Annotated in this window: 17 protein-coding genes; 9 read left to right on the top strand and 8 right to left on the bottom strand. The window is 72.4% G+C overall.

From position 1 onward, the window contains the following. The first annotated feature begins 5 nt into the window (after positions 1-5). The 3 genes from AC0L6F_RS10690 to AC0L6F_RS10680 all read left to right on the top strand — a co-directional run bounded on the left by AC0L6F_RS10690 (position 6) and on the right by AC0L6F_RS10680 (position 3,126). Positions 6-950 (top strand): carbohydrate ABC transporter permease, encoded by a 945-nt coding sequence (locus AC0L6F_RS10690; RefSeq protein WP_274636578.1) that lies wholly within the window; start codon positions 6-8, stop codon positions 948-950. After that, the gene (locus AC0L6F_RS10685; RefSeq protein ID WP_473537889.1) at positions 950-1,768 is read left to right on the top strand and encodes a carbohydrate ABC transporter permease; all 819 of its coding nucleotides are present in this window, start codon (positions 950-952) and stop codon (positions 1,766-1,768) included. The genes AC0L6F_RS10690 and AC0L6F_RS10685 overlap by 1 nt, the downstream gene beginning before the upstream one ends. Positions 1,769-1,875: 107 nt before the next feature. Beyond that, entirely contained in the window at positions 1,876-3,126 is a 1,251-nt protein-coding gene (locus AC0L6F_RS10680) for an alpha/beta fold hydrolase (protein ID WP_473537888.1), read from the top strand. Between the two features lie 49 nt (positions 3,127-3,175). Here AC0L6F_RS10680 and AC0L6F_RS10675 read toward each other — a convergent pair whose 3' ends face one another. Next, positions 3,176-4,198, bottom strand: coding sequence for a zinc-dependent alcohol dehydrogenase family protein (locus AC0L6F_RS10675; protein ID WP_473537887.1), 1,023 nt, complete (start codon positions 4,196-4,198; stop codon positions 3,176-3,178). A 1-nt stretch (position 4,199) separates the two neighbouring features. Beyond that, positions 4,200-4,829, bottom strand: coding sequence for an NAD-dependent epimerase/dehydratase family protein (locus tag AC0L6F_RS10670; RefSeq protein ID WP_274636575.1), 630 nt, complete (start codon positions 4,827-4,829; stop codon positions 4,200-4,202). Positions 4,830-5,203: 374 nt separating this feature from the next. Between AC0L6F_RS10670 and AC0L6F_RS10665 the strand changes: the two genes are divergently transcribed. The 3 genes from AC0L6F_RS10665 to AC0L6F_RS10655 all read left to right on the top strand — a co-directional run bounded on the left by AC0L6F_RS10665 (position 5,204) and on the right by AC0L6F_RS10655 (position 7,631). Then, a complete protein-coding gene (locus AC0L6F_RS10665; RefSeq protein WP_274636574.1) occupies positions 5,204-6,373 on the top strand; it encodes a trans-sulfuration enzyme family protein in 1,170 nt (389 codons plus the stop codon). A gap of 185 nt (positions 6,374-6,558) precedes the next feature. Further along, positions 6,559-7,242: an acyl-CoA synthetase gene (locus tag AC0L6F_RS10660; RefSeq protein ID WP_274636573.1), complete on the top strand. Its 684-nt coding sequence runs from the start codon at positions 6,559-6,561 to the stop codon at positions 7,240-7,242. Beyond that, complete coding sequence (locus tag AC0L6F_RS10655) at positions 7,239-7,631, top strand: amino acid transporter (protein WP_274636572.1); 393 nt, start codon at positions 7,239-7,241, stop codon at positions 7,629-7,631. The genes AC0L6F_RS10660 and AC0L6F_RS10655 overlap by 4 nt, the downstream gene beginning before the upstream one ends. A gap of 227 nt (positions 7,632-7,858) precedes the next feature. On the opposite strand, the gene purB is transcribed toward AC0L6F_RS10655, so the two are convergent. Both purB and AC0L6F_RS10645 read right to left on the bottom strand, forming a co-directional pair. Beyond that, the gene (purB, locus tag AC0L6F_RS10650) at positions 7,859-9,232 is read right to left on the bottom strand and encodes an adenylosuccinate lyase (RefSeq protein ID WP_473537886.1); all 1,374 of its coding nucleotides are present in this window, start codon (positions 9,230-9,232) and stop codon (positions 7,859-7,861) included. A 37-nt stretch (positions 9,233-9,269) separates the two neighbouring features. Beyond that, on the bottom strand, positions 9,270-9,776 hold the full coding sequence (locus tag AC0L6F_RS10645; RefSeq protein WP_274636570.1) for a low molecular weight protein-tyrosine-phosphatase: 507 nt from the start codon (positions 9,774-9,776) through the stop codon (positions 9,270-9,272). Positions 9,777-9,890: 114 nt separating this feature from the next. On the opposite strand from AC0L6F_RS10645, the gene AC0L6F_RS10640 reads away from it, so the two are divergent. Beyond that, entirely contained in the window at positions 9,891-10,160 is a 270-nt protein-coding gene (locus tag AC0L6F_RS10640) for a hypothetical protein (RefSeq protein WP_473537885.1), read from the top strand. A 90-nt stretch (positions 10,161-10,250) separates the two neighbouring features. Beyond that, positions 10,251-11,720, top strand: a complete 1,470-nt coding sequence (locus tag AC0L6F_RS10635) for a hypothetical protein (protein ID WP_473537884.1) — start codon at positions 10,251-10,253, stop codon at positions 11,718-11,720. Positions 11,721-11,798: 78 nt separating this feature from the next. Here AC0L6F_RS10635 and AC0L6F_RS10630 read toward each other — a convergent pair whose 3' ends face one another. Further along, positions 11,799-13,091, bottom strand: coding sequence for a xylulokinase (locus tag AC0L6F_RS10630; protein ID WP_473537883.1), 1,293 nt, complete (start codon positions 13,089-13,091; stop codon positions 11,799-11,801). Between the two features lie 13 nt (positions 13,092-13,104). Further along, positions 13,105-14,292: a xylose isomerase gene (gene xylA, locus AC0L6F_RS10625; protein WP_473537882.1), complete on the bottom strand. Its 1,188-nt coding sequence runs from the start codon at positions 14,290-14,292 to the stop codon at positions 13,105-13,107. Positions 14,293-14,406: 114 nt separating this feature from the next. Between xylA and AC0L6F_RS10620 the strand changes: the two genes are divergently transcribed. Next, positions 14,407-15,564, top strand: a complete 1,158-nt coding sequence (locus AC0L6F_RS10620) for an ROK family transcriptional regulator (RefSeq protein ID WP_274636565.1) — start codon at positions 14,407-14,409, stop codon at positions 15,562-15,564. An 85-nt stretch (positions 15,565-15,649) separates the two neighbouring features. Here AC0L6F_RS10620 and AC0L6F_RS10615 read toward each other — a convergent pair whose 3' ends face one another. Together AC0L6F_RS10615 and AC0L6F_RS10610 are read right to left on the bottom strand one after the other, a co-directional pair. Beyond that, positions 15,650-16,921: a sugar ABC transporter permease gene (locus AC0L6F_RS10615; RefSeq protein WP_473537881.1), complete on the bottom strand. Its 1,272-nt coding sequence runs from the start codon at positions 16,919-16,921 to the stop codon at positions 15,650-15,652. Next, entirely contained in the window at positions 16,918-17,739 is an 822-nt protein-coding gene (locus AC0L6F_RS10610) for an ATP-binding cassette domain-containing protein (protein WP_274636563.1), read from the bottom strand. The genes AC0L6F_RS10615 and AC0L6F_RS10610 overlap by 4 nt, the downstream gene beginning before the upstream one ends. Positions 17,740-17,778: the final 39 nt, after the last annotated feature.

Here is a 17,778-nt window from a genome sequence, read left to right as displayed (position 1 = left end):
CGGCCATGACAGCGGTCGCCGGGCGCGGAACCGCCCCGCGCAGAACCGCCCCGCGGCGCCCCGCACGATCGCCGGGAGCGCCGTTCGTGCGGCGCCGGGTCAACCTGCTGTACCTGCCGGCGCTCGCCGTCTTCGCGGTGTTCACGGTGTACCCGCTGGTCAACGGCATCGCCATCTCGCTGACGAAGTGGGACGGCTACAGCCCCACCAGGACGTTCGTCGGTCTCGACAACTACCTGCACATGCTCGCCGATCCGCTGGTCGGCACCGCGTTGCGGAACACGTTCGTGTACGGCTTCGGATCGACGATCCTGCAGCAGGTGATCGGGCTCGCCCTCGCGGTCGCCCTCGACCGCGCCCTGCGCGGACGCAACCTCGCGCGCGCCATCGTCTACCTGCCGGTGCTGGTCTCGCCGGTCGTGATGGGGACGATGTACTACCTGCTGTTCTCGTATTCGTACGGCGGGCTGAACGACATCGTCGTCGCGCTCGGCGGGCAGCGGGTGGCCTGGCTGAGCACCGCGCCGTCGGCGATCACGATCATCGTGCTGGTGAACTCGCTGCAGTTCGTCGGGATCTCCATGGTGATCTACCTGGCCGGACTGCAGTCGATCCCGGTGACCTACTACGAGGCATCCCGAATCGACGGGGCAGGCCCGTGGCAGCAGTTCACCTCCATCACGGTGCCGCTGCTGCAGCCCGCGTTCGCCACCAGCATCGTGCTCAATCTCATCGGCGGGCTGAAGCTGTTCGACGTGATCCGGGTGATGACCGGCGGCGGCCCGGGATACTCCACCGACTCGATGTCGACCCTGATCTCGAAGTTCTACTTCGACAACCAGAACGCCGGCTATGCGTCGGCGATCGGCGTGGTCCTGTTCCTCATCATCGCGATCTTCACGCTCGCGCTGAACACGTACTTCAACCGCCGACGGCTGGAGTACGTGTGATGCGTCGGCTCGGCACGATCGGAATGGTGGCGGGGCTGCTCGCCGCCTGCGCCCTGCAGCTCGTGCCGTTCTACATCACGCTGACCACGGCGCTCAAGCCCCGCACCGATCTGTCGTCGCAGTGGATCTTCCCCACCCGCGGGATCTACTGGCAGAACTTCCAGACCGCGATCGTGGACGGCGGCATCCTGCGCGCCATCGGCAACAGCGCCGTCGTGACCGTTGCGTCCACGGTGCTCATCTGCGTGCTGGGGGCGCTGGCCGCATACCCGCTGGCCCGTCGCGCGACGCTCGGGAACCGACTCGTGTTCGCGGGGATCATCGGGCTGATCATGATCCCGCCCCTCAGCATCCTGGTCCCCGTCTACACGCTGATGGCCCAGCTGCACTGGATCAACACCTACTGGGGGGCGACCGCGCTGATGGTGGCGTCCCAGCTGCCGCTGAGCATCTTCCTGTACGCGAACTTCGTGCGCAGCCTTCCGCTGTCGATCGAAGAGGCGGCCACCGTGGACGGGGCCGGTCTGCTGCAGACGCTGTTCCGGGTCGTGTTCCCGATGCTCAAGCCCGTGACCGCGACCGTCATCATCCTGACCAGCGTGTCGGTGTGGAACGAGTACGCGCTGAGCGTGTTCATCCTCCGCGACCCCGAGGTGCGCACGACCGCGCCGGCGATCGCCACGTTCTTCGCCAGCCAGGGCAGCGATCCGAACGCCGCCGCCGCGGCGGCCCTGCTCACCGTCATCCCGGTGCTGGTGGCCTACCTGGTGCTGCAGCGCTACTTCATCAAGGGCATGGTCGCCGGCTACGAGAAGTGACCCGCCCGCGAACGTGCATCTGACGGCCGAGAGAGCGGTGATTTCCCGCATCCTCGGCCGTCAGATGCACTCTCGGCGACGGGGGCGGCCCGTTTAGACTCGAGCGCATGGCCGTCACCACCCGTCGCATGCAGGATCTCACCGTCGAAGATCACACCATCACCGTGCCGCTCGTGTGGGATGACGCGGCCGACGCCCGCACCATCGAGGTGTACGCCGCGGTGGTCGCGCGCAGCGGCGGCGAGGACCTGCCGTACCTCGTGTTCCTGCAGGGCGGGCCCGGGGGCGATGCGCCGCGGCCGTTCCACGCGCCGGCGAGTCCGTCGTGGCTGGATGCCGCGCTCGAGCACTACCGCGTGGTCATGATCGATCAGCGCGGCACCGGGCGCTCCACGCCGGTCGGCGACCGCGACCTGGACGAGCGCGGCACCGCCGAGCTGGCCGAGTACATCACCCACCTGCGCGCCGACGCCATCGTGCACGACTGCGAGGCGATGCGCGAGCACCTGGGCGCCGCCACGTGGAGCGTGCTGGGCCAGTCCTTCGGCGGGTTCACCACGCTGGCGTACCTGACGACGGATGCCGCATCCATCCGCGACGCCTACCTCACCGGCGGGCTCTCGGCCGTGGGCCACCACCCCGACGACGTCTATGCGCTCACGTACGACAAGCTGCGGGATGCCTCCCAGCGGTACTACCGGCGCTTCCCGCATCACCGCGACACGATCCGACGCCTGGCGGATCTGGCCGCCGACGGGCGCATCGTGCTGCCGGACGGCGAGGTCGTCTCGGTCTCGCGGCTGCGCTCGCTGGGCACGCTGCTGGGCTCGAATGACGGATGGCAGAACCTGCACGAGCTGCTCGAGCACGAGCCGCACACCAACGCGTTCCGCTACGACCTGGCCGGCCTCCTGCCGTTCTCGGCCCGCGAGCCGCTGTACTACGTGTTCCACGAGTCCAGCTACGCCGACGGTCACGCGACGAGCTGGTCGGCCGAGCGGGTCGAGCCGGACGACTTCCGCAGCGACGTCACGCTGCTGACCGGTGAGCACGTGCACCGCGACTGGCTCGACACGGTGCCCGGCCTGCGGCCGTGGAAGGATGTCGCGCTCGCGCTCGCCGACCACCCCTGGCCGAAGCTCTACGACGCCGACGCCCTGCGCGCCTCGGGTGCGCGCGGCGCGGCCGCGGTGTACGTGCACGACCTGTACGTCCCGCTGGAGTTCTCGGTCGCCACCGCGGCGCTGCTGCCGGGCGTGACCCCGTGGATCACCAGCGAGCACGAGCACTCCGGACTGCGCGAGGGCGATGTGCTGCCGCACCTGATCGACCTGGCCCACGGCCGACGGGTGCGCTGAGCACGCGGTGAGGGGATGCCGGCGGCCGACCGCCGGCATCCCCCCACGTCTATGGCTGCAGCAGCACCTTGATCGCCCGCCGCTCGTCCATCGCCCGGTAGCCCTCGGCCACCTCGGACAGCGGCAGGGTCAGATCGAACACCTGGCCCGGGTCGATCTCGCGGCGCCAGATGCGGTCGATCAGGTCGGGCAGGTAGCGGCGCACCGGGGCCGGTCCGCCGAACAGGTGGACTTCGCTGTAGAACAGCAGCTCGCCGGGCAGCGCGACGCCGTGCGAGACGCCCACGAACCCGACGTGCCCGCCGGCGCGGGTGGAGCGGATGGCCTGCACCATCGACTCCTGTGTGCCGACGGCCTCGATGGTGGAGTGCGCGCCCAGGCCGTCGGTCAGCTCCTTGATCCGCTCGACGCCCTCGTCGCCGCGCTCGGTGACGATGTCGGTGGCGCCGAACCGCCGCGCGAGCTCCTGTCGGTCGGCGTGCCGGCTCATCGCGATGATGCGCTCCGCGCCGCGGGCCCGGGCCGCCAGCACGCCGAGCAGTCCGACCGCCCCGTCGCCGACCACGACCACGGTCTTGCCCGGCCCGGCATCGGCGGCCTCGGCGGCGAACCACCCGGTGCCCAGGACGTCGGATGCCGCCAGCAGCGACGGGATCAGCTCGGGCGCGGGCTCGCCCGGCGTCGCCACCAGCGTGCCGTCGGCCCACGGGACGCGCAGCCGCTCGGCCTGAGCGCCCAGCGACCCCATCGAGACCACGTTCACGCACCGCGACGGATACCCGGCCCGGCAGATCTCGCACGTCCCGTCGGACGCCATGAACGAGCCGACGACGACGTCGCCGGGCGACAGCGTCCGCACGTCGGCGCCGATCTCCTCGACCACCCCGACGTACTCGTGCCCCATCCACAGCGGACGACGGATGTCGTTGAGCCCCCGATACGTCCACAGGTCGGACCCGCACACGCACGTCGCCAGCATCCGGATGACGGCATCCGTCGGCCGCTCGATCCGCGGGTCGTCCCGCTCTTCGAACCGGACGTCCCCGGGGGCGTGGATCACTGCTCCGCGCATGTCAGTCCTCCTTCACGGGGGCGGATGCGGCATCCACCCGTGTCGTTGCCTCATCGGTGATCACCAGCACGCCGGAGCGCTCATGCAGGGCGTCGACCGTGGCCTCGGCCGCCCGGTCGATCTGCACCCGCGGCGCGGTGGGCTCGCCCTCGGGGTAGAACGTGCCCGGCCCGTAGAACTGTCCGTAGCGCAGCACGACGCCGCCGAACGCGAGGACCGAGCGCTCCAGCTCGTCGACCGCGTCCTGCCCCGGGCCCGGCGGCATCGTCCAGGCGACGCTCTGCGCGAGCAGGCGCGTGACCTGCGCGGCACGGGCCGCGGCGAGCAGGTTGCGGGTGCCCTCGGTCCGGATACGCGAGTGCCGCAGCCGGTACGCGGCGATCTGCCCCGGGTCGTCGGGAAGGTCGGTCAGCTCGTGGATCACCAGGTCGGGCTCGAACGCCACGACCGCGTCGGTGAGGGCGTCCGCGTCGTACACGTTGCAGACCACGGGTGTCGCCCCCAGCTCTTCGAGCAGGACGGCCTTGCTCTCGGTGCGGGTCAGCCCTGCGATCTCGTGGCCGTCGAGACACAGGAGGGGGATGAGTCGGCTGCCGATGACCCCGGAGGCACCGGCCAGGAAGACGCGCATGTTCCGATCGTAGGCCGGGCCGGCGGGCCGGGGGAGGCAGGTTGTGTGTGGCAACGGCAGGCCGGATCGGCCGCGGCGGGGCTGTGGCGGGGCGGAACGCCCCTTTCGGCCTGCCGTTGTGACCGGTCGGGTCTGTGCCCCGGCCGAGTGGGGCCGGTCCGGCAGGCCGGGGAGGCGGGTTGTGTGTGGCAACGGCAGGCCGGATCGGCCGCGGCGGGGCTGTGGTGGGGCGGAACGCCCATTTCGGCCTGCCGTTGTGACCGGTCGGGTCTGTGCCCCGGCCGAGTGGGGCGGGCCCGCTCGGTGAATGTGGCCCGGCGAGTGGGGTGGCCCGGCGGGTGGGGCGGCCCGGCCGAGCGGCTAGCGTGGAGCGTATGGGACGGAACCACCTGGGTCTGGACACGGTCGCCGTGCACAGCGGCCGCGAAGACCTCGCCGCACTGGGCGTGCATGCGCTGCCGATCGACCTGTCGACCACCAATCCGCTGCCGGACATCGACCGCGGAGGGGACTCGTACGAGTCGATCTCCGGCGGCGGGCATCCGCTCGCCGACGGCGGCATGGTCTACGCCCGGCTCTGGAACCCGACCGTGGCCCGGTTCGAGCAGGCGCTCGCCGAGCTCGAGGGTGCCGAGGCGGCGGTGGCGTTCGCGTCGGGGATGGCCGCCACGACGGCGATGATCATCGCGCACACCGGCACCACCGGCAAGCGGCACGTGGTCGCGGTCCGGCCCCTGTACGGCGGAACGGACCACCTGCTCGAGTCCGGTCTGCTGGGGACCGAGACCACCTACTGCGCCGAGGATGCCGTGGGCGACAGCATCCGCGACGACACGGCCCTGGTCGTGATCGAGACGCCCGCCAACCCCACCCTCGACCTGGTCGACATCGCGGCCGTCGTGGCTCAGGCCGGGTCGGTGCCGGTGGTGGTGGACAACACGTTCGCGACTCCGGTGCTGCAGAACCCACTCGCGTGGGGCGCGCGGATGTCGCTGCACAGCGCCACGAAGTACATCGGCGGGCACGGGGATGTCATCGCCGGCGTGATCGCCTGCGACGAGGAGACCGCGGTCGCGCTGCGCAGCGTCCGAGTGATCACGGGCGCGGTGCTGCATCCGCTCGCCGCCTATCTGCTGCACCGCGGGCTGCAGACGCTGCCGCTGCGGATGCGCGCCCAGCAGGACAGCGCCGCCCGGATCGCCGCCTGGCTGGCAGAGCACCCCGCCGTGCGCGAGGTCTACTACCCCGGCATCGACGGGGACCCGCGCGGCATCGTCGCCCGGCAGATGCGCGGCACCGGGGCGATGCTCTCGGTCAGCCTGCACGGCGGATACGCCGCCGCCAGCGCCCTGACCTCCGGCGTCCGGCTGTTCAGCCATGCGGTGTCGCTGGGCGGGGTCGATTCGCTGCTGCAGCTGCCGGCGGCGCTGACGCATCGACCGGTGCCGGCCGAGGTGCGGCCGGGAGCGGATGTCGTGCGCATCTCGATCGGCCTGGAGGACGTGGACGATCTGATCGCCGACCTCGACCAGGCCCTGCGCTGACTCGTCCCCCGGCGATGTCCCGCCCGGACTCGCGGGTTCGGCCGGGCCGCGGGGAGGCGGGCGCGACCGGCGGGGAGGCGTGCGCGACCGGCGGGGAGGCGGGCGCGACCGGCGGGGCGGCGCACGATCTAGACTGGAGGCATCCGTCTCGCGCTCTGCGAGCCCCCGTCGTCGAGGAACCAGTCGTGTCGTCTCGTTCTGCCGTGCGCCCGTTCGAGGTGCGTCACCTGCAGATCGCGCGCGCCGCCATCGCGGCGCTCGCGGCTGCGATGATCACGTTCTCATCCGACCACTCGGCGACGCTGGGACTGTCGGTGTTCAGCGGCTTCGCGATCACCTCGGCCCTCGTCCTGTTCGTCGCAGCCTGGCTGGTCTTCCCGGCCGGGAGGCGGTCGGCCGCCGTGCTGCTGGCCGTACTCGACCTGGCCGCCGGCATGGTGGCGGGGATCGGGCCGATCCGCAGCGACGGGCTGTTCTTCGGGCTGGTGATCGGCTGGGGTCTGGCCACCGGCGTGGCCGAGGGCGTCGCCGGGCTCCGCGCCCGCCGGGCCGCGGCACTGGGCGACGACCCGCAGCTCCGCTCCGAGGCGCGGGACGCCATCACCGTCGGCGCGATCGGCGTGCTCCTCGGTCTCGGCCTGCTCCTGGTCCCCGCCGGTTATGCGCTGAACTATACGGTCGAAGAGGCGCACGCCACGTTCACCCTCACCGGCATCACGATCGGCGTGGGCGTGTTCGGCGGTTACGCCGCCATCGCCGCCGTCTATCTCGGCATCGCGGGATTCTCCCCGCGCAGGGATGCCGCCACGAACACTCCTCTCGCGGCCGAATCGACCGCATCCGATGACCATCCCGGAGGTGCCGCATGAGCGGCCAGCGACCCACCACGCGCCGTGACCTGATGAAGCCGGCGCAACTGCTCGGCCTGGCACTGATCGCCGCGCTGTTCGCCGGCGTGGTCACCCTGTTCTCGATGGGGTTCTTCCAGTCCCGGTTCCCCGGCGAGTCGACGCATGCCCTGATCATGGCGCTCGTCGTCGCCGGAATCACCTTCATCGTGACCATCGTCGTGATCGCGCTGCTGCTGCTGGTGGTCCAGCCCGACCAGGTCACGCATCGCGTCGACGGTCCCGTGCTCATCGCCCGCGATCGAGCGGTCGCCGACGAGGCGCGGGAGAAGGATGCCGCGGCCGCCCCGGCCTCGGAGACCGACGCCGCCCCCACCGCGCCCGACGAGGACGACTCGACGGAGCGCTGAGCTCCCGGCCCTCGCCGTCCCGGCCCTCGCCGTCCCGGCCCGGCCCGGCCCTCGGTCAGTCTCGGCGCGCGCCGTCCCGGCTCGGTCAGTCTCGGCGCGCGCCGGCCCGGCCGGTCGGCTTCGAGACCGGGGATCTGCGGCGAAACCCAGCGGAATGTCCTCGGTTTCGCCGGGAATCCCCGGTCTCGGCGAACTGGGGCGCGGTCTGGGCGAACCGCCGGCCCGCGCTACGGGACGAGGCGGGATGCGAGGCCGGTGTAGCCGGCGGGTGTGAGCGCGAGCAGACGCTGCTTCGCGGCATCCGAGATGTCCAGTCCCTGGACGAACTCCGCCAGCTCGGCCGCGCCGACGCGGTGGCCGCGGGTGAGCTCCTTCAGCAGCGCGTACGGGTCGGAGATCTGGGAGTTGCCGGCGGTGATCTCGGCGCGCACGACGGTCTGGATCGCCTCGGCCAGCACCTCCCAGTTCGCGTCGAGATCGGCCAGCAGCACGTCGCGCGACAGCGAGATCGAATCCAGCCCGCGCAGCAGGTTGTCCAGGGCGAGCAGCGAGTGTCCGAACGCGACGCCGATGTTGCGCTGCGTGGTCGAGTCGGTGAGGTCGCGCTGCATCCGGCTGGTGACGAGGGTGGATGCGAGCGTGGCGAACAGGCCGCCGGAGATCTCGAGGTTCGCCTCGGCGTTCTCGAACCGGATCGGATTGATCTTGTGCGGCATCGTCGACGAGCCGGTGGCTCCGGCGACCGGGATCTGGGCGAAGTAGCCGAGCGAGATGTAGGTCCAGGCATCCGTGGCCAGATTGTGGAGGATGCCGCCGGCATGCCGCGCGCGGTCGTAGAGCTCGACCTGCCAGTCGTGCGACTCGATCTGCGTGGTCAGCGGGTTGAACCCGATGCCGAGGCCCTCGATGAACTCCCGCGACAGCGCCGGCCAGTCCACCTCGGGGTCGGCGGCGAGGTGCGCCGACCAGGTGCCGGTGGCACCGGAGAACTTCGCCAGGAACTCGCCGGAATCGATCTGGTCGGCCACCCGCCGCAGGCGCCACGCGAACACCGCGAGCTCCTTGCCCATGGTGGTCGGCGTCGCCGGCTGGCCGTGCGTGCGCGCCAGCATGGCGGCATCCGCGTGCGTGCGGGCCATCGCGTCGAGCACGGCGATCACCTCGCGCAGCTTCGGCAGCCACACCTGAAGCACGGCGCGCTGCACGGTCAGCGCGTAGGAGGCCGAGTTGACGTCCTCGCTGGTGCACGCGAAGTGGGTGAGCTCGGCGACGGCGTCCAGGCCGAGTGCGGCGAGCCGGTCGCGCACCAGGTACTCGACGGCCTTCACGTCGTGGTGGGTGACCGCCTCCTTCGCGGCGAGCCAGGCGATCTCGTCCGGACCGAAGTCGCGGTACAGCCCGCGCAGGCGCTCCTTGTCGGCATCCGCCATCGGGCTCGTGCCGAACAGTCCGCGATCGGTGAGGGTGATCAGCCACTCCACCTCGACCTCGACCCGCGCGCGGTTCAGCCCCGCCTCGGACAGGTACTCGGACAGGCCGGCGACGGCGTCGCGATAGCGTCCGTCCAGGGGGCTCAGGGGCTGAGGGGCAAGAGCGGTCACGGGTCTCCCGTTCGTCGCGGACCCGGCTCGCTGCAGGTCAGCCGGCGGCGCGGATCGCGGGTTCGAGCTGCCGGAAGAGCGCCCGGCACGCGCTCTCGATCATACCGAGCACGTCGTCGAACATCTCCGGCTCGGCGTAGTACGGGTCGGGCACGTCCAGGGCCCCGCCCGCGGTCTGGTCGAACGAGAGCAGCAGCGCGATCTTGGACTCGTCGTCTTCGCCGCGCGCCCACTCGTGCAGCACCCGCTCGTGTCCGGTGTCGAGGGCGACCACCAGGTCGTTGGCGTCGAAGTCGTGGTAGCCGAACTGGCGGGCGCGGTGCGTGGCCGGGTCGTATCCGTGCCGCTGCAGCGCGGCGATGGTGCGGCGATCGGCCTGCTCGCCGACGTGCCAGTCGCCGGTGCCGGCGCTGCTGGAGATCACCCGATGGCCCAGGCCGACCGAGTGGGCGAACCAGCGGAACACGATCTCGGCCATCGGCGAGCGGCAGATGTTCCCGGTGCATACGAACACGACCCGGAAGGGCGGCGGCGCATCGGTCATGCTCCTATTCTGGGGTGTCCAGCGGTTCCTGCACAGCATGGGGCCGCACACGGTCTGTCCACCGATCGGCGAAACCGCGGCATCCGGCACCCGTGGCCCTGGCATCGTGGGGATATGAGCGCTGTGACCGTGGATGCCGTCGCGGCGATGGATGCCGTTCTCCACGCCCTGGACGAGGTCGAGCGGCGGCTGCGCGCGGTGCAGGATGCCGCATCCGCCGTGATCGACGGGACGCACTGGCAGGCGCGGGCCGTCCAGGCGTACCACCGCGACGCCGGGATGTGGCGGGACGGGGTCGGCCGGGTCGCCGCCCGGGTGGTCGACGAGCAGGACCGGCTGCGGGCGATGCGCGCCGCGGCGTACGTGGCGATGGGTGCGGGATGAGGTGTGGCGACAGGTGCGGGATGAGGTGTGGCGACGGGTGCGGGATGAGGTGCGGCGACGGGCGCGGGATGAGCGATGCGATGGATACGGATGAGCGATGACCTCGACATCCGCGACGGCGGGCTGGTCGCCGTCGACACCGGCAGCCTGCGCGCGGCGGCCGGCCGGTACCGCGGCCTGGGGCAGGAGCTGCAGGATGCTGCGATGAAGCTCCGCGCCCAGGCCGAGCGCCTCGCCGCCGTGGGCGCGGCCGGCGCCTGGGGCGGGTCGCTGCCGACGCTGCTGCAGCAGTCGGCGTGGGCCGCCGCGCAGAGCGCGGACGAGGCGGACGGGATCGCCGACGACCTGCGCACGCTGGCCGAGACGTACGAGATCGTCGAGCTGCGCGCGCGGCAGGCGATGGCGGTCGGGGCGGGCGCCCGGGCGGGAGCTGCTCTGGTGTCCGGGCGGGCCGAGGCGCAGCATCCCGCTGCCGCGGACGCCGCAGATCGCGCGACATCCGCCTGGGAGCGCCGGGTGGGCGGCGGCCTGATCTCTGGCGCGAACCTGGGCTGGGCGCTGTCGGCGGGACTCGGGCCGGTGCTGCCGGCGCCGGTCGCGGCCGCGCTGTACTCCGCCGTGATCGCGCTGCCCGCGGCGGCGCAGAATCTGCAGGCGCTGCTGCGGCTGCTGGGCACCGGCGTCATCGGGCCCGACGAGCGGCTGGACGGGGCGGCGCGCCCGGTGCGGCTGGAGCGGACCTCGGCGGTCACCGCGACCGGGCCGCCGGACGACTTCGCCGCCGCCCTCGGCCGGATCCCGTCGGGCGACGCGCGCATCCGGGTGGAGACCTACACGATGCCCGACGGGACGACGCGGTACGCGGTGTATCTGGCCGGCACCCGCGACTTCTCGCCGACCACGGAAGGCGCCGATCCGTGGGACATGCGCTCGAACCTGCGGCTGTATCTGGGGGAGGATGCCTCGGCCTACGAGGCGACCGTGCAGGCGATGAGGGATGCCGGGGTGCCCGATGGCGCGCAGGTGTACCTGTTCGGGCACTCGCAGGGCGGGATGATCGCCGACCGGCTGGCGATCGAAGGCGGCTACGACACCCGGCTGCTGGCCACCGCCGGGTCGCCGACCGAGGCGGCCGTCGGACCGGAGACGCTCAGCGTGCAGCTGCGGCACACCGACGACCTCATCCCGGCGTTGGCGGCGGGCGGATCGCCGACCCGGGTCGGGGCGCCGGGCAGCCTCGTCGTCGAGCGCGTCGGCGACCCGCTGCCCGGACTGCAGGACCTGTCGCTGGCGCCGCACCATCTGGGGGAGTACGTGGCGACGGCGCGGATGCTGGATGCCGCGCGCGACCCGCGCACGACGGCTCTGCGTCGCGCCGTCGGCGAGCTGCGCGGCGCGACCTCGGTCACCGCGGTGGAGTACGACGCGCGCCGGGTGCTGCCGGATCCCCCGCCGCGTCCGCACCCGGACCCGCGGCCGGGGCCGTCGCCCAGGCCGACGCCGGGCGCCGCGCCGCCGGGGCCGGGGCCGGGCGCCGCCCCGCCGGGGTCGGGTTCGTGAGCGGGCAGGGGGTCAGAAGCCGGGCTGCGCCAGGACGGCGCCGCCCCGCCGGGGTCGGGCCCGTGAGCGGGCAGGGGGTCAGGAGCCGGGCCGCGCCAGGACGCCGGCGGCCTGCCGCGCTGCCCCGAGGGCGACGTACTCGGCCGGCTCCGGCACCTCGACGTCGACGCCGAGCACTGCCGGCGCGATCGCGCGCACCGCCGCGGACTGCGCGCCGCCGCCGATCAGCAGCGCGCGGCGCAGCGGCACCCCGAGCTCGCGCAGGGTCTGCATGCCGAACGCGAGACCGCCCAGCATCCCCTCGACCGCCGCACGGGCGAGGTTCTGCCGGGTGGTCGAGGCCAGGGTCATGCCCGACAGGGTCGCGGTCGCGTCGGGCAGGTTGGGCGTGCGCTCGCCCTCGAAGTACGGCTGCAGCTGCAGGCCGGCCGCCCCCGGCTCGGCCGCGAGGGCCAGCGTGCTGAGCCCGGCGTGGTCCACGCCGAGCAGGGCGGCGATCGTGTCGAGCACGCGCGCCGCGTTCAGCGTGGCCACCAGCGGCAGCCAGTTGCCGTCGGCGGCGGCGAAGCCGGCGACCGTCCCGCTCGGGTCGATCACCCGGTGCGCGCTGACCGCGAAGACCGTGCCGCTGGTCCCGATCGAGACCACCGCGTCTCCGGGGCGGGCGTCCAGCCCCAGGGCCGCACCGGCGTTGTCGCCCGCCCCCGCGCCGACGCGCCGGCCCGCGGCATCCGTCACGAACTCGTCGGGTCCGAGCACCCGCGGCAGGATCGCGTCGTGGCCGAGGGCGGCCGCCAGCACGTCGCGGTCGTACCCGTCCGGCCCCCAGTAGCCGGTGCCCGAGGCATCCGACCGGTCGGTGATCAGCGCCGACAGGTCCGGACGTTCCGGGCCGAATCCGCGCAGCCGCCAGGTGAGCCAGTCGTGGGGCAGCGCGACCGCGGCCACGCGGGCGGCGGAGTCGGGCTCGTGGTCGCGCAGCCACCGCAGCTTCGTGCTCGTGAACGACGCGACCGGCACGAGGCCGGTCCGCTCGGCCAGGGCGTCCGCCCCGAACTCGGCGATCAGATCCGATGCCGCCCCGGCCGACCGGGTGTCGTTCCACAGCAGGGCCGGGCGGATGACGCGGCCGGCCTCGTCGAGCGCCACCATGCCGTGCTGCTGCCCGCCGATCGCCCACGCCGCGACGTCATCGAGCCCGCCGGCGGCCGTGATCGCGGCCTGGAGCGCGACCCACCATGCCTCGGGATCGACCTCGGTCCCGGGCGGGTGCGTCGCGCGCCCTTCGCGCACGATCGCGCCGGTCGCGGCATCCATCACCACGACCTTGCACGCCTGGGTCGACGAGTCGACCCCCGCAACGAGCGTCATGCTGAGGGCGGGATCAGCGGGCGCCGAGCAGGTGCTCGGTGGCCAGCTGCTGGAGTCGCACGAACCCGAACCCGCGTCCGCCGAAGTACGGTGCGGGGTCGAAGTCCTCGAACGCGGAGCGGTCGGCCAGCAGCTCGGCGTATCCCTCGCCGTCGGCCAGGGTCGGCTGGGCGAGCTCGGCGACCCGCGACGCGGCCAGGGCCTCCTGCACCTCGGGGTCGGCGCGGAATGCCGCGGCCCGCTCCTTGAGCAGCAGGTAGGTGCGCATGTTCGCGGCGGCCGAGTCCCACACGCCGGTCTCGTCCTCGGTGCGCGAGGGCTTGTAGTCGAAGTGCCGCGGCCCGTCGTAGGCCGGGCCGCCGTCGGGGCCGCCGTTCTCGAGCAGGTCGACGAGGGCGAACGCGTTGTGCAGGTCGCCGTGCCCGAACACCAGGTCCTGGTCGTACTTGATGCCGCGCTGGCCGTTCAGATCGATGTGGAACAGCTTGCCGTGGTACAGCGCCTGCGCGATCCCGGCGGCGAAGTTCAGCCCGGCCATCTGCTCGTGCCCGACCTCGGGGTTCAGCCCCACCATCTCGGGGTGCTCGAGCGAGGAGATGAACGCGAGGGCGTGGCCCAGGGTGGGCAGCAGGATGTCGCCGCGCGGCTCGTTCGGCTTCGGCTCGATCGCGAACCGGATGTCGTAGCCCTTGTCGATGACGTACTCCGAGAGCAGGTTCACGGCCTCGCGGTACCGCTCCAGCGCCGAGCGGATGTCCTTGGCCGCGTCGTACTCCGCACCCTCGCGTCCGCCCCACATCACCAGCGTGTTCGCGCCCAGCTCGGCGCCCAGGTCGATCTGGCGCAGCACCTTGCGCAGCGCGTAGCGGCGCACCGACCGGTCGTTCGAGGTGAAGCCGCCGTCCTTGAACACGGGCGGGCTGAACAGGTTGGTGGTGACCATCGGCACGACCAGGCCCGTGTCGGCCAGCGCCCCCTTGAGGCGGTCGATCTGGGTCTGCCGCTCGGCGTCGGTCGAGCCGAACGCGAACAGGTCGTCGTCGTGGAAGGTCAGCCCGTACGCGCCGAGTTCGGCGAGCTTGGTGACCGCATGCACGACATCGAGGGGAGGACGGGTCGGCCCGCCGAACGGGTCGGTGCCGTTGTAGCCGATCGTCCACAGTCCGAAGGTGAACTTGTCGGCGGGTGTCGGGGTGGGCATGGCGCTCCTTCGCGGCGGAGAGGGGGATAAATGTTGCTGCCAACAACCTATACCAGATGGCCCGCCGCGTCCAGCTTTCGTCGGCGAATCCAACAAATCTCATACAGTGGTCGGGTGAGCCACGCCAGACAGACCGGGATCCGCGAAGCCAACCTCGCGCACGTGCTGCGACTGGTGCACCTGGACGGGCCGCTCTCCCGCGCCGTGCTGACCGCGCGGACCGGCCTGAACCGCTCGACCATCGGCGACCTGGTGACCGCGCTCGCCGAGGCCGGGCTGGTGCGCGAGCAGGACCCGGACACCCAGGGCCGGGTCGGCCGGCCGTCCCCGGTCGTCGCCGTCGATCCCGCGCCGGTGGCGATCGCCGCCAACCCCGAGGTCGATGCGCTGACCGTCGCCGCGGTGGGCCTGGACCGCGGCATCCGGGTCCGTGCCCGCATCGAGCGCGACCGGCTGCTCGCCCCCGACGAGACCGCGCAGCTGATCGCCGAGCAGGTGGCGCAGTGGCGGTCCGGCCCGCTGAAGGACGCGCGCGTGGTCGCGGCCGGGGTCGCCGTGCCCGGGCCGGTGCGCGTGGCCGATGGGCTCGTGCGCGCTGCGCCGCACCTGGGATGGACGGATGCCGCCCTCGGCCCGCTGGTGGCGGAGGCCACCGGGCTGCCCGTCGTGGTCGGCAACGATGCGAACATGGGCGCCGTCGCCGAGCACCTGTTCGGCGCGGCGCGCGGTGTCGACGATGTGGTCTACCTCAACGGCGGGGCCAGCGGCATCGGCGGCGGGATCATCGTCGGCGGCCGTGCTCTGGTCGGTGCCGGCGGGTACGCGGGCGAGTTCGGTCAGAGCCGTCCCGCAGCTTCGCGCGCGGACGACCGCCGCAGCCCGGACGGTGCGCTCGAAGACGAGGTGAGCAGACGTCGACTGCTGGATGCCGTCGGTCTGCACGCCGCGGACGACGCGGCGCTCGCCGCGGCGCTGGCGGCATCCGCCTCGCCCGCGGTCGCTGCCGAGGTCGGGCGGCAGCGGCGGATCCTCGCCACCGCCCTGGCCAACGCCGTGAACGGGCTGAACCCGTCCGTGGTCGTGCTGGGCGGATTCCTCGCCACGATCGCGGAGGTCGACCTGGCTGGACTGCTCGCCGATGTGCGCGCGCAGTCGATGCCGAGCTCGGGGGAAGGCCTCGACATCCGCCCCGCGACCCTCGCCGAGGATCGGCTGCTGATCGGCGCGGCCGAGGCGGCGTTCGCCGCGCTGCTCCGCGACCCGCTCGGCTGACCGCGGCCGCGCGGTCCGGCGCATCAGCCGGAAGAGGCGGAAGCTCTGCCTCTTCCGGCGGTGCGGGGCTCAGGCACCGCGGGCGTCAGGCGGTGCCGTGCGTGGCGCGCGAGCGCCGCGACAGCGAGTCGATGATCACCGCGAGCAGGAGCACCGCACCGGTCACCATGAACTGCACGTCCGAGTCCAGGCTCAGCAGCGTCAGCCCGTTGAAGATCGACTGGATCACGACGATGCCCAGGAGCGCCGACCACGCCGATCCGCGTCCGCCGAACAGGCTCGTGCCGCCGATCACGGCGGCCGCGATCGCGACCAGGTTCGTCGTGCCGCCGCCGGTCGAGATGCTCGCCGCGGTCAGACGCGCCGCGAGCATGAGGCCGCCGAGGCTGGCCAGCACGGTCCCGACCATGAGCGCCGAGATGTAGATGGCCTTCACGTTGATGCCGGCCCGGCGGGCGGCCTCGACGTTGCCGCCGACGGCATAGATCCAGCGTCCCCACCGGGTGCGGGTCAGCGCCGACGCCATCACCGCGACCAGCACGATGAACAGCAGGAACGACACCGCGACGCCGCGGTTGGTGGCCAGCCACGTGATCGCCGCGGCGGCCACGATCGCGATGACGATGGCCTTCAGGACGATGAGCGACACCGGCCCGGTCGACAGGCCCGCCTTCGCCCGGCGCCGGGCCCTCGTGACGTCGTTGACGACGATGCCGAGCACGACCAGTCCGGCGAGCGTGTACGCGAGCCACGGCGGCAGGAACCAGGATGTCGCGAACTGCACGATCCAGGAGTTGTAGGGCAGGTTGATGGTGCCGGTCGGGCCGAGCACCCACAGCTGCAGTCCGAGGAATCCCATGAGGCCGGCCAGGGTCACCACGAACGTGGGCACGCCGAATCGCGTGAACAGGAAGCCGTAGATGTAGCCGATGGCCGCACCGACGGCCAGCGACAGCAGGATCGACACCCAGATCGGCCAGCCCCAGCTCACGAATGTCACGCCGAGGATCGCGGATGCCAGTCCGGCGAGCGAGCCGATCGACAGGTCGATCTGGGCGACCAGCAGCACGACCACGACGCCGAGCGCGATGGTGCCCAGCGCCGCGCACTGCAGGGTGAGGTCGACGAGGTTGGTCGCCGACAGGAATCGCGGGTTGAGGATCTGGAAGACGATCCAGATCACGATCAGTCCCAGGAAGACCGGCAGCGAGCCGACGTCGCCGGTGCGGACGCGCGTCCCGAACGCGCTGAAGACTCCGCGCAGGCCGTCCCCGCGCATCAGCCGCTCGTCCTGCAGGTCGGCGGCGACCGTGGTCGGCGCCGAGTTGTCCTTGGTCTCGGGCGTCGCCTTCGTCATTCTGCCTGCTCCTTGTCGGCCGCGCCGGTGTGGGCCCGGCTGCTGACGGGGTTGTCGGTGGCGCCGGTGATCGCGGCCACGATGTCCTCATAGCTGACGTCCGCGGTGCGGAACACGCCGTTGTTGCGGCCCAGGCGCAGCACGACCACGCGGTCGGCCACCGCCTGCACGTCGGCCATGTTGTGGCTGATCAGCAGCACTCCCAGGCCGCGCTCGCGCAGGCGCTCGATCAGATTCAGCACCTCGGCGGTCTGGGCGACGCCGAGGGCCGCGGTCGGCTCGTCCAGGATCACGATCTGCGGCTCGCCGATCAGCGAGCGGGCGATCGCCACGGTCTGCCGTTGACCGCCGGAGAGGGAGGCCACGGCGATGCGCACGGAGGGGATCTTCGCGGAGAGCTGGCGCAGCAGCTCCCAGGCCTGCTGTTCCATCCCCTCCTCGTCGATCGCGAGGCCGCCGCGTTCGCGGCCGAGGAAGAGGTTCGCGACGACGTCGAGGTTGTCGCAGAGGGCGAGGTCCTGGAAGACGGTGGCGATGCCCAGTTCGCGCGACTCCGTCGGCGACGGGATGGACACCGGTGCGCCGTTGAAGGTGATGGTGCCCTGATCGGCGGAGTGCACGCCGGCGAGGATCTTCACCAGCGTCGACTTGCCGGCGCCGTTGTCGCCCACCAGGGCGACCACCTCGCCGGCATAGACGTCCAGTGCGACGTCGGTGAGTGCGCGCACGGCGCCGAACCCCTTCGACACATCGCGGATCGACAGGACGGGTTCGCGCGCCGGTGCGCGCTGTTCGTCGGTGGCGGATGCTGTGGCCACGGCGGCTCCTTGGTCGTTGGGTGGGGCGGTGGTTGACGG

Source organism: Microbacterium sp. G2-16M (assembly GCF_055809115.1).
This window is presented reverse-complemented; position numbering and strand designations above follow the sequence as displayed.

Bases quoted from the DNA above. Each gene is read 5' to 3' on its own strand.
- AC0L6F_RS10690 (WP_274636578.1), top strand. From the start codon at position 6: ATGACAGCGGTCGCCGGGCGCGGAACCGCCCCGCGCAGAACCGCCCCG.
- AC0L6F_RS10685 (WP_473537889.1), top strand. From the start codon at position 950: ATGCGTCGGCTCGGCACGATCGGAATGGTGGCGGGGCTGCTCGCCGCC.
- AC0L6F_RS10680 (WP_473537888.1), top strand. From the start codon at position 1,876: ATGGCCGTCACCACCCGTCGCATGCAGGATCTCACCGTCGAAGATCAC.
- AC0L6F_RS10675 (WP_473537887.1), bottom strand. From the start codon at position 4,198: ATGCGCGGAGCAGTGATCCACGCCCCCGGGGACGTCCGGTTCGAAGAG.
- AC0L6F_RS10670 (WP_274636575.1), bottom strand. From the start codon at position 4,829: ATGCGCGTCTTCCTGGCCGGTGCCTCCGGGGTCATCGGCAGCCGACTC.
- AC0L6F_RS10665 (WP_274636574.1), top strand. From the start codon at position 5,204: ATGGGACGGAACCACCTGGGTCTGGACACGGTCGCCGTGCACAGCGGC.
- AC0L6F_RS10655 (WP_274636572.1), top strand. From the start codon at position 7,239: ATGAGCGGCCAGCGACCCACCACGCGCCGTGACCTGATGAAGCCGGCG.
- AC0L6F_RS10645 (WP_274636570.1), bottom strand. From the start codon at position 9,776: ATGACCGATGCGCCGCCGCCCTTCCGGGTCGTGTTCGTATGCACCGGG.
- AC0L6F_RS10640 (WP_473537885.1), top strand. From the start codon at position 9,891: ATGAGCGCTGTGACCGTGGATGCCGTCGCGGCGATGGATGCCGTTCTC.
- AC0L6F_RS10635 (WP_473537884.1), top strand. From the start codon at position 10,251: ATGAGCGATGACCTCGACATCCGCGACGGCGGGCTGGTCGCCGTCGAC.
- AC0L6F_RS10630 (WP_473537883.1), bottom strand. From the start codon at position 13,091: ATGACGCTCGTTGCGGGGGTCGACTCGTCGACCCAGGCGTGCAAGGTC.
- xylA (WP_473537882.1), bottom strand. From the start codon at position 14,292: ATGCCCACCCCGACACCCGCCGACAAGTTCACCTTCGGACTGTGGACG.
- AC0L6F_RS10615 (WP_473537881.1), bottom strand. From the start codon at position 16,921: ATGACGAAGGCGACGCCCGAGACCAAGGACAACTCGGCGCCGACCACG.